This is a genomic window from Rhodocytophaga rosea, assembly GCF_010119975.1.
Lineage (GTDB): Bacteria > Bacteroidota > Bacteroidia > Cytophagales > 172606-1 > Rhodocytophaga > Rhodocytophaga rosea.
In genome coordinates, this window is record NZ_CP048222.1 from 1412655 (window position 1) to 1428517 (window position 15863).

The 15863-nt window shown below is 41.6% G+C and carries 7 protein-coding genes; 3 read left to right on the plus strand and 4 right to left on the minus strand.

What is annotated here, in order from left to right:
* Positions 1-132 precede the first annotated feature (132 nt).
* From GXP67_RS06060 to GXP67_RS06070, 3 genes are all read right to left on the minus strand, one after another.
* Positions 133-2262, minus strand: a complete 2130-nt coding sequence (locus GXP67_RS06060; protein WP_162442315.1) for an ATP-binding protein — start codon at positions 2260-2262, stop codon at positions 133-135.
* Positions 2263-2591: 329 nt separating this feature from the next.
* On the minus strand, positions 2592-3002 hold the full coding sequence (locus GXP67_RS06065) for a response regulator (RefSeq protein WP_162442316.1): 411 nt from the start codon (positions 3000-3002) through the stop codon (positions 2592-2594).
* A gap of 53 nt (positions 3003-3055) precedes the next feature.
* Positions 3056-6025: a PAS domain-containing sensor histidine kinase gene (locus GXP67_RS06070; RefSeq protein ID WP_162442317.1), complete on the minus strand. Its 2970-nt coding sequence runs from the start codon at positions 6023-6025 to the stop codon at positions 3056-3058.
* A 1215-nt stretch (positions 6026-7240) separates the two neighbouring features.
* Here GXP67_RS06070 and GXP67_RS06075 point away from each other — a divergent pair.
* Complete coding sequence (locus tag GXP67_RS06075) at positions 7241-8803, plus strand: long-chain-fatty-acid--CoA ligase (RefSeq protein ID WP_162442318.1); 1563 nt, start codon at positions 7241-7243, stop codon at positions 8801-8803.
* A gap of 42 nt (positions 8804-8845) precedes the next feature.
* Here GXP67_RS06075 and GXP67_RS06080 read toward each other — a convergent pair whose 3' ends face one another.
* On the minus strand, positions 8846-10546 hold the full coding sequence (locus tag GXP67_RS06080) for a GH39 family glycosyl hydrolase (RefSeq protein ID WP_162442319.1): 1701 nt from the start codon (positions 10544-10546) through the stop codon (positions 8846-8848).
* Between the two features lie 434 nt (positions 10547-10980).
* Here GXP67_RS06080 and GXP67_RS06085 point away from each other — a divergent pair, with 434 nt between their 5' ends.
* On the plus strand, positions 10981-11868 hold the full coding sequence (locus GXP67_RS06085) for a dienelactone hydrolase family protein (RefSeq protein ID WP_162442320.1): 888 nt from the start codon (positions 10981-10983) through the stop codon (positions 11866-11868).
* A 358-nt stretch (positions 11869-12226) separates the two neighbouring features.
* Positions 12227-15760: a TraB/GumN family protein gene (locus GXP67_RS06090; RefSeq protein ID WP_162442321.1), complete on the plus strand. Its 3534-nt coding sequence runs from the start codon at positions 12227-12229 to the stop codon at positions 15758-15760.
* The last annotated feature ends 103 nt before the right edge of the window (positions 15761-15863 follow it).

Below are 15863 nucleotides of genomic sequence, written 5' to 3' on the forward strand. Positions count from 1 at the left end.
GGCCGGAGAGGTCCGCTTTTGCATCCGTCCCTCTATACAACCCGCACATGCCTAGTACTGCCCCAAAGGTTGTATATGAAGGCTCCTGCAAAAGTCGTGATAATTAATACTCAACACTTGGTACTGGCATTTTCACTGAGGCAGAATAAAATGGAAGGTAGTCCCTTTTTTTTCTTCACTTTCTACCCAGATATGCCCTCCATGCTTTTCTACAAATTCTTTACAAAGCATTAAGCCTAATCCTGTTCCTTTTTCTCCGGCAGTTCCTATAGAAGTATGCTTGACATCGAGTTGAAAAAGCCGGTTCTGGACTTGCTTACTCATGCCAATTCCCTGATCACGTACACTGATATGAACCTGTGAATCGGATTGCTTACACGCTATACAGATATTACCTCCCATATTTGAAAACTTTATAGCGTTGGCCACTAAGTTTCTGATCACCGCACGCAGCATGTGTTCATCTGCTTCTACACGTAAAGATTCTGGAATAGCCAGCTCTATCGTGATATCTTTCTGCTGCGCGTTTTCCTGGAGAGAGGCAATTTCTTCTACCGCGAGTTTGTGAAGATCTACATTCTTTGGTCTGCAACTAATTTCTCCTTTCTGCATTCTCGCCCATTCCAGCAAATTGGTAAGCAACCGTTTCAAATGCATGGTAGATATATGAATGCTTTGAGACAGCGTTTGTATTTCCTGCTCGGTGAGCTTACTGTGGTGTGTTCCTAATAGCTCAGCCGAACCAAGCACCCCATTTAATGGACTCAGTAAATCATGCGCAATAATGGAGAAGAATTTATCTTTAGAAAGGTTTATTTTTTCCAGCTGTTCCGCATACGCTTTTGTCGCTTCCTGGGCTTTTTTTCGTTCAGTAATGTCTTGTAATATAATAAGCAAACAGGGTTCCCGGTCCCATTCTATCATTTCTATATACGTAATGGCATCCCATTCTTTACCATCTTTCGTACGGTATCTTTTTTCAAACTCGAGCACTGGCTTCACTTTTACCTGTTCAATTAGCTGCAGCCTTTCTTCCGGATAATGCCACAGTCCTAGGTCTACAGTGGTCAGATTAGTTATTTCCATCACCGTATAGCCAAATACTTCTAAACCTTTTTCATTGACAACAATTACTTTTCCATCCGACAGGCGGGTGATAGCCGTAGGAAATGGATTTAGCCTGAAAATAGTTGAGAATAACTTCTCAGTATATACGAGTGCGTCCTGCGTATACTTTTGCTCGGTTATATCCTGACAGGTACCCCTCACTTTTTTTACTTCTCCCTCTGCTTCCTTAATCGGCCTAACATAACTTAATATGTATTTTTGCTTTCCTTCTGATAGCAAGAGCCTGTACTCCATCTGAAAACTTTCTCCGGTGCGGATGCTATGATTGGCGGCTTCCTCCAGCTGTTTTCTATCCTCCGGATGCAGAAAGCTGTAAAATTGCTCGGCTGTCTCTAGGGTGTGTTCTGCTGCAGGTACTTCGAAAATATGGCACAATACTGCTGAAACCCATAATTTATCATTTTCCACATCATACTCCCAGCTTCCTGTTTTGGCTATATATTGTGCATCATTCAGTAATTCTTCGCTTTGTAAGAGTTTTGCTTCAGCGTATCTGCGTTTGATAATATCTCTTCGGATTAAGTTGGTGGCTGCCAGCACACAGAATATGGCTAAAAAACTGGCACCTAATATGATGACCCGTGTGATAATGATGAGCTGCTCATTTTGCCTTTCCCGCAAGTATAGTAAATTTCTTTCCTCGGTTTGCATCTGTGAAATCTGAAGCCGGATCTGGTCCATTTGACTTTTGCCACTTTCTAATCGTTCTATTTGGGAGGCTGGCTGAAATTCTTCCTTCTGGTATAGATCAATCATCTGCTTCAGTAAAGCAAGCTTATTATTTACAAGCAACTGTAAATAAGGAAGATGCATTGAAATATTTTTGGAAGAATGTAATTCTTCGGGAAGAACGGCTAAATCATGGGTGAGTTGTTCCAGTGCTTTCTGGTAAGGTTCCAGAAAATTGGTTTTACCGGTAATCAAATAGCCTCTGGTGCCTGTCTCCGCATCTTTGAGATGAGAAAGAGTAGCTTCCAGCCTTTCTACAGAGGTCTGAACACTTCTCACTTGTGCGGCCGAAGAAACTAAACGCTGAATGCTTAGCAGGGATACAAACCCCATGACCAGTAGCAGGCTCAAAGCGATGAGTGAACCGGTAACCATTTTTTTCTTTAAAGAACCCAGAAGATTCATACCAAAACACGTTAAAGCACTTCAAAAGCAGCACATGCTCTTGCTTGTATACAGGAAATGCTCCCTTCCTCTCCTCAATCGAGATAGGGCTAAGTCTATGCATTCAGTTTAAAAAATCCTTAGCTGGCAGGTTTTCTTCAAAAATCTATTTTCTCATTATTACAGACAATATACGCAATGAAATCAGGTGAGATCAATGAAAATAGTCAAATCTTGCAAAAATTATTAAAGAAAGGAATTCCATTATCAGATGCTCACGCAAAAGAATAGGTTGTGTAACTGGCTGTATTAAAATAGTTTTCGAAAGAGAGAGGGAAGATGCCCAGGTTTTACGATAAATCCCTGTTAAAATGCTTTCGCAGCAGGTCGCGGATCATTATTTCGGTCAGCGGTTTAGTTAAGAATCCTTTAATAGGTTCCTCCTTCATTTGTTCTACATCTTTAGGGTTCAGAGAGGTAGTAAGCATGAGAATCACCACCGACTGCTTATGGACAAATTCAAGTTCCTTGTAGGTTTCCAGAAATTCAAACCCATTCATAACAGGCATATTAATATCAAGCAAAATCAACTCCGGACAGCAGTCTACTTCACATTGCTTTTTAATCAGTTCAATAGCTTCCAGGCCATTGAAGGCAACCAGCACCTGCTCGGTTATCTCCATATCTTCTATCAGCATTTGGTTAGCGAAATTGGTAATATTGTCATCATCCACTAACAGGATACAGGAAAGTTTATTCATGGATACACATATTAATGACTTAACAAAAATACTATTCCTGACAGGAAAATAAATTATTTCCGGAAATAAACCCTAAAAGTAGTACCTACATCTACTTTACTATCTACTTCGATCTTTCCCTCTGCATTTTCTACCATTTTCTTCACCATATACAAACCAATGCCAGTTCCTTCTACATGGTCGTGAAAACGTTTGAACATGGTAAATAACTGGCTTATCCGTCCACTTTCCATCCCCAGGCCATTGTCCTGTATGGTGAGAATATTAAACTGCAGCGTACTTTGGCAGCTAATGCTTATCTTTGCTATCCGGTCGGGAGAACGGTATTTCAATGCATTGGAGAGTAAATTATAGACAACTGACCTAAGGTTTTTTGCCGAAAAGCGAATGAAGGGACAATCCGTAACATTTATTTCCAGCTGAGCCGTTGCCGTTTTTATGAGAGGATCTAAATCAAAACATACTTCCTTTATCACCTCTGAAAGGTCCACTAGTACAGCTTCGCCACTATTTTCCTTCTGAAGCTTCACCACTTCAGTCAGGTTGGCGATTGTCTTTTTAAATCGTTCCACTGAATCCTGCATCATGCCGGTAATGCTTTGTGTCCGCTCAGCAGAGAGGCTATCGGCAGGAAGGGTACGGAGCAGGGCAGCTAATAAAGCTTCGATATTAGAAATGGGCGCTTTTAAATCGTGGGAAGCCGTATATATAAAGTTATCCAGATCTACATTTGTGCGTTTCAGGCTGGTATTGGCCATACTCAGTTCTTCTACAATCGAAGTGATTTCCTCATTAGCACTTACAAGTTCCTCGTTGGAGGCAGCCAGTTCCTTAGCCAGTTCTTGTGCAGCCTGCTCACTTTTTTCTATCTTTTTCCGGGCTTCTACCTGAGAAGTTACTTCCGCACCCGTAACGATGATGCCATACTTTTCTCCCCTGGTATTCATGAGCGCCTGATAAGTATATTCATAATAACCAGTATAGGGCTGACCATACCGGATCAGTTCCAGTCTTTCTTCGCTTTGGTAATAGGCTTGTCCGGTTTGTAATACCTCCCGTAAGTGGGCCATCAGGGGGGTAGCACGAAATTCAGGTACTGCTTCCATAAATGGCTTACCAATAATAGAATCATCCCGGCCAAGCAATTCGAGCATTTTTTCATTAACGGTACTAATAATCATCTCCTCTCCCTGAAAAACTACCTGTGCAACAGGAGATTGCTGAATGAGTGTACGTGCAAACAAATCGCTTTCCTCGGCTTTGTTCCGGGCTATAACCAGATCAGTTACTTCCGCAGCCGTATTCATTACCCCATATATATTGCCCTGTGAGTCATAAAGCGGCGTGAAGCTATAATTGAAATAATACGGTTGTAACTCCTCGTCCACGACTAAATCAACCCGCTGATTTTTGGCATGGAAAGCCTTACCTGAAGTATATACCCCATCGAGCTGGTTAAATATTTCCTGGTTTTCCAGTTCAGGCAATACATCCGCATAACGTTTACCAATAACATCATTGCCTTTGCCCCATGCATCCAGAATGGCCTGGTTGGCAAATTCTATGCGCATTTCTCTACCTACATATACTCCAATCGGGAAGGGAGCACTTTCCACAAAGGAACGAACCTGTGCAGCGCTTTCTTCTATCTTTTTTCTTGCCTCTATTGTATCGGTCACATCGGTAACCAGGGCATAAAATCCTTCAACATTTCCATTCTGAATATCAGGAACATAACTCGTGTAGATATACTTTGTAAAATCATCCCTGTATGGCATTTTTGCTTCAAAGTCCAGGCGTTCTCCGGAAAGCGCCCGGTGTATATATTCTTTCACACCCTGGTAGGCTTTCTCTCCAATCACTTCACGTACAGGCTTACCCAGCAGGGATTCTGATGGTATATGAAACCAGGACTCATACGCCCGGTTTGCAAACTGGTATCTCTCCTCTCTGTCTAAGTAACTAATCAATACCGGAAGGGCATCGGTCAACAGGCGTAATTGCTTTTCACTGGCTTCTACCTTTCGCCTGGCTACTACCTGATCAGTTACATCATACGAAAATACCAACATCCCATCCACCTGTCCGTATGCATCCCGGCGAGCCTGATAGGTAAAATTCCAATAGCGTTCTTCCACTGGCCCACCCGGATAGGAGGAAATGGGAACAAGCATTTCCTGGCCCTGATAGGATTGGCCCGTTTGATAGACCTGATGAATAATTTCCATCAAAGGCTGTCCTTCCAGTTCCGGCAGGGCTTCCAGCAGGGATTTACCTAGCAATTCACGTCCGGAAAACAGTTGCTGGTAGGCCGGGTTCACCAGTTCGAAAATTAAATCAGGTCCGCCATGGATGCAGATAATTGCAGGAGCCTGCATAAACAAGCGTTCCAGTCGATCTCTCTGGTTTTGTGCTTCTGCCTGCGCAAGCTGTAATTCTCTGGTTCTTGCTTCCACACGTGCCTCCAACTCATTATTTAATCCTTCCAGTAATGTTTTTGCTCCTGTAAGCTCTTCGTTGGTAGCTCTGAGTTCTTCATTGGTTGTTTCTAATTCCTCATTTAACATTTGCACATCGATCTGCCCCTGCCTTATTTGCTTTTGGGCAAGCACTTGTTCGGTAACATTCACCACTTTATGAATAATATAGCTTACCTCTCCCTGCTTATCAAGTACCGGTGTGTTTAAAGGAGCCCAATAACGTTCAATAAATCTCTCTCTCTGGCTTGGATCGGGTACATCATAATGTTGAATAGCCATCTGGTGAGGCTTTTTAGTAGCAAGTACTTCGAGCAAAGAAGCTCTCAGGTTTAAAACAGCATTTGCTTCAGGTGTTTGAGGATTGTCAGGAAATACCTCAAAGATATGCCTGCCTACAATTGCATTTCGTTGAGTAAATGTAGCTTCCAGGTAAGAATCACTGGCTGTTAAAATAAGCAGGTCCGGGGAAAGAATTAAATATAAATCCGGCAGGGTTTCAAAGATATGAAGCATTTCCGGTGTTAACGCAGAGATTAACTTCATTCTACAGGCATGGTTTAGTGATAGTATAGATACAGTTGTCTCCCATAGTTATTAGCTCTGACGGGCAACCATGGTAATAGGCACCAGGCATCTTTAATCCCTTTGCCAAGGAAAGTAATTCTTTGATCATAGCTGGCTTAATAAAGTGTAAACAGCTTCTTTGTACGGTAGAGTCTGTAATAATGTTAATAAATGTATATGTCTTGAAAAAGTAAATTTCGCTCATCTTTTGGTAACAAGAAACTTGCAGTTGTGAGGAGAAAATCCTAAGGAACAGGAAGCAAATAATTATTGCTAAGCGATATAAGTATTTATACGGATTTTAAACAAAAACACCTGTATAACTATAAGCAAAAAAATAAAAAATACCTAATTTAGTTTGAAGATGCCTGTTTATTAGGTGTTATTTCTAACTGAGTCTGTTGTTGTAGCAAAAAATTAAAGACTTGAATTTGAGATGATTCTCTATAAAGAACTTGAGAGAAATTAAATCATTTCAATAATTTTTGTTAACAAGCATTCATATTATGACCACTAGACTCAGTATTACTGTTAACAGAAATGTGGAAGCATCATGAGTAAAGCTTCTATGTTTCAATAAATGATCTAATTCGTATGAGTTATACTGTTTATTATATTAAGGTTGAAGACGAGCATGGAAATCTAAAAAACTATTTAAGATTTACCGACAGAACTCGTGCCAGTCAAGCATACGAATACATACTTGAGACTGCTAAAAGTAAGGTAAGGGTCATACTGATGGACCAGGATTTTAATACGATTGTTCCCTTCCATAAGGGGACCGATGATTCATTTAATTTTTACCAGTAGTCTCACTTTAACATATAGTGCCTTATCTTATTGTATACCTGAATAAGGGAGTGTAGGACTTGGAAATGGATAGTTTTCCGGGATGTCTATTACTCTATAGTCCACATATCTACCAAAAATAACTAATTACAGCATTCTCCAAATTGCTACTGTAACTAAGCTGTCATAATCTTACAATTCCTTTCAGTTTGCAGAAGCTTCACATAGTACTATTTGTATAATTTTTAAAATAATAACTGGCTTTCTACGGCTTTGTCTATTGAAAATGCGGATAGTTTTATCTAATATATAGGCTTAATGCTGCTATTGAATCAGGCTGGTATGGGTTATTAGCTTGTTTGCGGAATCCTCTACTACTATTTATATCACTCTGAACGACCCTATATGCTAAATCTTTCCACCTTATTACAAGCAAGTGCCCTCAATTACGGACACAAAAGTGCTTTTACTTTCAGAGAGACTACCTTAACCTACGCCCAGGTGAACGGGGCGGCTAATCAGGTAGCAGGCGGCCTAAAAGATATAGGTATACAAACAGGAGATAAAATAGCCATAAGCTGTTTAAACCTGCCTTATTTTCCCATTATCTACTATGGAATATTAAAAGCCGGGGCTATTATTGTTCCGCTGAGTGTGTTATTTAAAGAAGATGAAATAGCCTATCATCTGCAGGATAGTGAGGCAAAAGCCTATTTCTGTTTTACCGGAACCCCTGACCTTCCCATGGCGCAAATGGGCTATAAAGCGTTTAAAAAGACTCCTGCCTGCAGTCATTTTCTGGAGATTACACCTAAACCAGCCGACGCCCCTTCCATAGAAGGCGCACAAACATTAGCAAATCTGATGGCTTCCCAGCCTCCCACTTTTGATACGGTACAGACCGCAGCAGAAGATACTGCCGTCATTGTATACACTTCCGGCACCACCGGCAAACCAAAAGGAGCCCAGCTCACACATGCCAACCTGATGTTTAATGCCATTTTATCAGCAGATATTCTCAAGCTGCATGCCGATGACCGTACCTTAATCGTATTGCCGCTGTTTCATATTTTCGCCATGACCTGTTTAATGAATGCGGGGATATACCGGGGCGTACATGCCATTTTATTGCCCAGATTTGATGCTGAAACTGTGTATGGGCTGCTCGAAAAGCATGAAATAACCGTTTTTATGGGCGTACCTACTATGTATTGGGGATTGTTGCAGTATACCAAGGAAGGCTTCGATTATGAAAAAATAGCCGGGAATCTGCGCCTGGCCGGCTCTGGTGGGGCCGCTTTGCCAGTAAAAGTATTGGAAGAATTCGGAAAACGGTTCAATGTACCTATTTTAGAAGGATATGGCATGTCGGAAGGTTCACCGGTGGTCACTTTTAACCAGGTAGAAGTAGGCACTAAACCAGGGTCTATTGGAACGCCGGTCTGGGGAGTGGATGTAAAATTAGTGGATGAAACTGGCAAGGAAGTAGGCGTGGGTGAAAAAGGGGAGCTTCTCTACCGTGGCCACAATGTTATGAAAGGCTATTATAACAAACCTGTAGAAACCGCAGAAACCTTAAAAGATGGCTGGCTGCACTCCGGCGATATAGCCACCAGGGATAAAGATGGATTTTACTTTATTGTAGACCGCACCAAAGATCTGATTATCCGGGGCGGCTTTAACGTATACCCTAGGGAAGTAGAGGAGATATTAATTAAACACCCGGCAGTTTCTCTGATCGCCGTGATCGGCATACCTGACGAGAAACAAGGGGAAGAAATAAAAGCGTTTGTAGTACTCAAGGATGGCCAAAAAGTCTCTGCTGATGAACTCAGGGAATATGCCAGAGAACATATGGCTTCTTATAAATATCCCCGTCAGATAGAATTTGTATCTTCTCTTCCCATGAGTGCTACGGGAAAAATTCTGAAGAAAGAATTACGGACAAGACATAAGGGTACTCCTTAGTAAGCCTATTCAAACGCATACCCGATATGTGGAACAATTAAGCTACCAGTCCAGCTTGAGCAAGGAGACTGCCTGGCCAGGAAGTGGCACAGAAAATACTATAACGCCATTTTTTGTTTTAACCCACTCAGGAGAGGTAAGTAATTGTAACTGGCCGGACTTCTCCAGCTCTTTAATCTGTATATCGGTAGGCTGCTGGGGCGATCCCATTTTCTTCCACATTTCATAGGCATTACTATGCTGGCTGTCGATCCGGTAATGAGAGACCATTACCTGTTTGCTTGTTAAACCTTTCACCTGTAGTTCTACAAATTGGGCTGGCGCAGAAATATCATCATCATGGTAATTCCATAGCATGACGGCAGCCGCCGCAGTATCTTTCGTTGCCAATGCATTAATATCCGGCCGGCTTCCCCGGATACTTGAATCACGTGCCTGCTCTAAGGTATAGGCACCTTCACTATTTACTTCTACCCGGTTGCCCTGCATCATTCCAAACATGCGGAAAACATTTAGCACTGGTTTATCTACCCCATTGGTAGCCAGGTCACGGAAACCATAAAACCAGGGCTGGTTCTCAAATTCAAATGACCAGGAAACGGCTCCTTTAAAGTTGGCTTTAAAATGGTCGGCAAGCGCATATTTTCGGGCAAAAGAGGCAGCTGTATAGGAAGAATACATAGTGCCATTGCGGTACGCATTTTCCGGATTTGTTTGCATACCACAGGCAGCACAGCCTTCCGGATCTGATTCGCCAATTACAATGGGCAAGTTTTTTAATTCGGGAAAGGAAGTTACTATTTCAAAACCCCTCGAAATATCTCTGAGTTGAGCACCCATATTCATGCGAACATGTCCATCTACTACTTTAGGGTCACCTTTGGCATGAAAAGCAATAAAATCAAGCGGAGCACCTATTTTACCGGTCGCATAGTTTTTCCCACGTAAGCAATGTTCAAGAAAATTCTGCAGAAATGCGGCAGCTTTATCCCAGCGGGGACCAGTTGAATCCGGGCCTCCCATTTTAGCGCCGGGACAAGCCCTTTTTACAGCATGCGCTGTATAGTCGTATAGTTTGTGAAACTCTTCCGGCGTACCTTGCCAGTAATCAATATTGGGTTCGTTCCACAGTTCCCATAGCCAGGTTTGTACTTCTGCTTCGCCATAGCGTTCTACACAATGTTTTACCCATTGATAGACAAGTTCTGCCCATTTATCATAGTTTTTAGGTGGATATGCCCATCCGGTATAAATTTCTTTATACGGCCTTCCGGGTTGCCAGTGGTGGCGGTAAGGCTCCGGCTTGATAGAAAGCGCCTGGGGCATAAAGCCGATCTGTGCAATAGGCTTCATCCCCCGTTTAATATAGGTATCGAATATGCTATCTACAATAGTCCAGTTGTAAACAGGCCGCCCTCTCTTATCTTCCGTATAGGCATTCGTAGAACCCCATTTCAACGCGGCTGTTCCATCGCCTGTGGTCAGCAGGTTGTGCGCACGAACATACACGGGAACAGGACTTAAGGCGGCCAGCTCTGACAAAAGCTTTTTGCCATCTTTCATATAAGTATAGTTGGGTTCATCATAGCCAAACCATGCCCATACAGGCTCCATCTTTGCTTTCGTTTTATTCAGATCCACTTGAATTTTTACAGGCTGGATAGATGGCTGGCTTTGCCCAAAGACTTGTATATAAAAAATAACCAGGAGTAGCAGAATGGTGAGTTTAGCGAACTGATGCATGAAAGAGACTTTAATATTATTTGTAATGCCATTATAACAGGCAGGTAATTTATTCTTCTTTTGAGAAAATAGCTATGCAAAGCGGTCTTTATTATAAAATAATAGAACAAATTTGAGCCTTGATTCCAGCAGATAACTTTGAAGCAAGCGCAAGTACGTAGAACAAGTTTTCCTGTTCATTAATAAATTCAAGATGTCTACAAAATCGTTATTGAACTTGTAGATACATTTTATTCAGGCTTATTCCTGTAAAGGCAGACTATAGTTGTATATGTTGGCTTTTGATACCTGTTTTATACAAAAAGATTTAAATAGTTATGCTAGATAGCATACTCGTTCAATTACCTAAAATCAGTTGCTTTCTCTGCAAAAAGTATAATCGATGATATAGAATTAGTTATATTTAATATTTAAATACATCCAATCAGACTACCATGAACGAAATTAAAAAAGAAGACATCAAACAAGAAGTATTTGACCTCTATGACGATTATGCACACAACCGGGTCGACAGACGTGAGTTTATCCATAAGCTTTCTGCCTATGCGGTTGGAGGGCTAACCGTTGCCTCACTGATGAGTTTTCTCATGCCCGATTACCAGGGAGGCATCCAGATTAAAGCAGATGATCCCCGCTTAAAATCAGAATTTATTAATTATCAATCTCCTAAAGGCGGCGGAAGCATCAAAGCCTTATTGTCTATGCCTGCAGATGCAAAAAAGAAACTTGGAGGCATTGTAGTGGTGCATGAAAACCGGGGCTTGAATCCGCATATCGAAGATGTGGCCCGGAGAGCGGCTCTGGCCGGGTTTATTTCCATTGGCCCTGATGCATTGACTCCCCTGGGTGGGTATCCTGGTACGGACGATGCAGGCCGTGAACTGCAAAGTAAACGGGACCGGAATGAAATGCTGGAAGATTTTATTGCTGCCTACGACTATCTGAAAAACCATAAAAACTGTAATGGCAAAGTAGGGGTAGTAGGATTTTGTTTTGGTGGTTGGATCGCTAACATGATGGCTGTTCGGATTCCGGATTTAGCTGCATCCGTTCCATTTTATGGAGGTCAGCCGGCAATCGAAGATGTTCCCAAAATCAAAGCTCCCCTCCTGCTGCACTATGCCTCTCTGGATACCAGGGTGAACGAAGGCTGGCCGGCTTACGAAAAAGCACTTAAAGACAATAAAAAAGACTTTACAGCCTATATGTATGAGAATGCCAACCATGGTTTTCACAACGATACTACCCCCCGTTACGACAAAGCTGCGGCAGAACTTGCCTGGAAACGTACCGTTGATTTTTTCAAGAAAGAATTGAAATGATGCTCAGATGTTGCCTTAATAAATTTTAAAGCAGCGTTAATAAGCAATTTTCCAGCTCTTCTTACTAGTAAGGAGGGCTGGAATAATAATTTTAAGGAGGATTAAAATTTACTTTTTCACTAAATATTTCATCCCGTATTTTCCCTCATTTAGCTGTATCAGGCAAGCTCAGTTCAGCCACAAAATCAAACTATTTATCCCACAGCCATTTCCCGGCTGCTCTTCTATTTTCTATTCTGCCTCTCAAGTAATATAGCACGCAAATCATACATCCATTCTTCTACCTGAAAATGCGCCTTAGCCATAATATGGCTAATATTACCTATACCCATATATTCAATACATATACTTGCCTTTTATGTACCGGAGTTTTACGTACTGCTTTACAATTATTTGTATCTGTTTTTTTTCTATCCAGGCATTCTCCCAGCAAAGTCGATCTAACTATAACCTGCTTTGGAAAATATCAGGAAATGGCCTGAAAAAACCTTCCTATTTATTTGGAACCATGCACCTGAAAGATAAACGGGTGTTCGATTTCAGCGATTCTGTGCTGGTGAAACTGGATGAATGCCCGGCTTTTGCCATGGAAATATTACCAGACAGCATTATCAGGGCATTATTCACCAGATTTCTTTCGACAGACACCACAGATAAGCTCAGGCAGATGCTCACCAGTGAAGAATATGAATTACTGGATAAGCGCTTACAGGATGAGGCAGGCTTGTCTATCGGAAAATTAAAATCCAAGCAACCCTGGCTTATCAATATGATCCTCGACAAAACGGTAGTAGTTCCCCGTAAAGGGGACAAAACTACGTTTCTGGATGCCTACCTGTACCGCTTAGCCAGGCAGCAGGACAAAAAGCTTATTGGATTAGAAAAACTCCAAGATCAGACCAGCCCCTTTGATGACTATGCCAGCCTGAAAGAACAGGTAAAAACGATGCGGACCAAATTAGATAAGTCGTATGAAGCCAAGTTTCTGGAAAATATGATAAAAATGTATCATTCCGGAGATGTAGATAAGCTCTATGCCACGATCTATCCGAATAGTACATTCGATCAGCGCCGGTACAAGGTACTTACTGTGCGTAATATTGCTATGGTTGAACGATTAACGGCACATATCCGGGAACAAGCTACTTTTACAGCGGTTGGCGCTGCTCACCTGCCCGGGGATGATGGAATGATAAAGTTATTGCAGAAAAAAGGATTTACGCTTACACCAGTAAAAGCCACTTTTACGGGAATGGCTGCCAGCTATAAAGAGAAAGCAGTACAAGAAAAATGGCATACGTTTACTTCTGCTGAAAATGCCTATGCAGTTGATATGCCAGCCGAGCCTTTCCCCTATGATATAGACTCAGATAAAGCCTCTAAAATAATGACGATGTATATGCTGCCTGATCTGGCTTCAGGAATGGTATACTACAGTGCCGCTATTACTATACCTACCCAGGTAAAGCCTTCCCAGCAAGATGAACTTTTCCGGAAAATGATCGATGGGATGGCGCAAAACAAAAATTCAAAATTGCTCAAGGAGAGCAAAATCACCTTTGATACCTATCCTGGGCGGGAAGTAGAGTTTTTTGATGGAAAAGAAGCTGCCTATATGCGTTGCCGGATCATATTACGGCGAAATAATGTGTACATGCAAATGATAAGCGGTGCCAGGGAACAGCTCCATAATCAGGAAGCTGTCCGTTTTTTTAATTCCTTCCGTTTGCAGGATTTTGCAAAGTCAAACTGGAAAGAGTTTACCGACCCACTGGCAGCTTTTAAAATCAATACCCCGGTAAGTCTTACCAAACAAAGCCGGGAGCAGGATATGGAAAACATGGAAGGAATTAAATCTTTTCAGACCATTTTTTCCGGCACCGACCAGCAGAAAGGCATTGGCTATCTCTCTATTGTCAATGATTTTAGTGCCAGCTATGTCATTCTGGACGACAGTCTTTATCTGGATGGTGTGATGAATTTGGCAGCTGAACGTGGACAAGGTAAGTTAATTGAAAAACGGGATATCAACCTTCAAGCATTTCCTGGCAAAGCATTTACGATACAATCTCCAAACCTGATGTACTACTGCCGGACCTACCTGAGAGGAAGCCGGCTATATTACCTGATTGTCACTACTCCACCCAATGAAGAAAGCTTAAAATCTGAAGCCGAAACCTTTCTGAATTCCTTTTCTTTTACCAGTTTTAAATCACCATTATGGCAGGCGTATACCAGCGATAAAAGGTTTGCCATCAAATTTCCCGGAGAAGTTATTAACACCACTGATACTACTCATTTTATGGGAAATGGCTTTATTTCTTCTCATTATGTCAGCAAAGATCCGCATTCAAGCCTCTCTTACTTTATGAGCCGTAGCAAGTATTCAGATTATTATGAAGCAGGCAATGAAACTGAATATTTCAAACAATTAGTGGAGGCAAGCATAGAAGAAAATGATTCTTTACTCAGCGAAACCCCGCTTACCATAGATGGAGCACCAGCCAAAGAATTAATCATCCAGAAAAAAGGCAATCATACCGTAAAACGTACCAAACTCATTCTTTCCGGCAGCAACCTGTACGAATTAATGATCTATGTACCTGCATCGAGTGTGTTCTCTGCGGAAGTAAATCATTTTTTTGATGGATTTACAATAGATAAAGCTCATGTGAGCGGCAATATCTTTTCGAAGAAAGCAGATAAACTTTTTGCAGATCTACAGTCGCAAAATCCGGACCTTCATCAGGAAGCCAGTGATGCCATTTCTGATTTTAAGTTTGTTCAAAAAGATCTTTCTGCGCTGTACACAGCGCTAAATAAGTCTTATCCGGATGATACCTTGCAATATGGCAGTACAAAGCTTTTGTTATTAAATGCACTATCTGAAATTAGTGATGCAACCACTTTGCCTTTTATTAAAACTTTTTACAATAGATTAGCTGAATCGCAGTCACAACTACAGATAGCCGCTTTACGGGTGCTTACCAATATGAACGCTGAAGAATCGCTCACACTGTTTACAGACCTGATTCTGAATAAAACGCCAAAGATTGAACGGAATGTACCTTTATTCTATAACCTGGGCGATTCCCTGGCACCAAGCAAAGTGATGTTTCCCAGAATTATGGCCTTATACAAGTATCCGGCTTTTACCTCCTCCTTGTACCGCTTTGCCAATTCTCTCTGTGACAGCAGCCTCATTAAGCCACAAAACATACTTTCTTTCCGTGAGCCAATGGTAGCAGATGGAAAAACCAGATTTTCTAAACATATGCAGGCCAGTAATGAGGAAGATTCCTATTACAGCGATGCTTATACCTTGGAGATGCTTGCGAGGTTATTAGGGAACTTTCCGGAAGATCCAGCCAGCCAGCAATTACTTACCCAAATGACAACAAGCCCATATGATGACCTGGCCCTGGAAGCGGCAATGGCGCTATTGAAACAGAATAAACCTGTTAGTAAGAAACGTCTGGCAGAAATTGCAGCAAATAAATCCCTTTGTCTGTCACTCTATGATAGGTTAGCTTCTCTCAAGCGGCTGGATTTATTTCCTTCCAAATATCTCAATCAGGAGTATTTTGCCCAGAATAGCCTGATCTCTTACTTAGTATATGAGGATGAAGGAGGTGAACCGGATAAAGTGGTATTGCTGGAATCCAGAGAAACTGAGATTGATGGTACAAAAGGCCGCTTGTATATCTACAAATTTAGGTATAAACCAGAGCCGGATGAAAAAGAGAGCTGGTATATAGGTATGAGTGGTTTGCAGCCACTAAATAAAAAACAGGTTTCTACCAGTGGCAACTATACTTATACCAGGTGGGAGTTGTTAGAAGAAAAATCTATTAACGAACATGTGGAGGCCATACTAGGCTCATTCGAATAAATACAATTGTAAATAAATGATATCCCAGAAGAGCGAAAGTATAGCTATACTTTCGCTCTTCTGGGATAGAAAATAAGGAAGTCGACAGGTTCGCTTAATTTAT

Bases quoted from the DNA above. Each gene is read 5' to 3' on its own strand.
- GXP67_RS06060 (WP_162442315.1), bottom strand. From the start codon at position 2,262: ATGAATCTTCTGGGTTCTTTAAAGAAAAAAATGGTTACCGGTTCACTC.
- GXP67_RS06065 (WP_162442316.1), bottom strand. From the start codon at position 3,002: ATGAATAAACTTTCCTGTATCCTGTTAGTGGATGATGACAATATTACC.
- GXP67_RS06070 (WP_162442317.1), bottom strand. From the start codon at position 6,025: ATGAAGTTAATCTCTGCGTTAACACCGGAAATGCTTCATATCTTTGAA.
- GXP67_RS06075 (WP_162442318.1), top strand. From the start codon at position 7,241: ATGCTAAATCTTTCCACCTTATTACAAGCAAGTGCCCTCAATTACGGA.
- GXP67_RS06080 (WP_162442319.1), bottom strand. From the start codon at position 10,546: ATGCATCAGTTCGCTAAACTCACCATTCTGCTACTCCTGGTTATTTTT.
- GXP67_RS06085 (WP_162442320.1), top strand. From the start codon at position 10,981: ATGAACGAAATTAAAAAAGAAGACATCAAACAAGAAGTATTTGACCTC.
- GXP67_RS06090 (WP_162442321.1), top strand. From the start codon at position 12,227: ATGTACCGGAGTTTTACGTACTGCTTTACAATTATTTGTATCTGTTTT.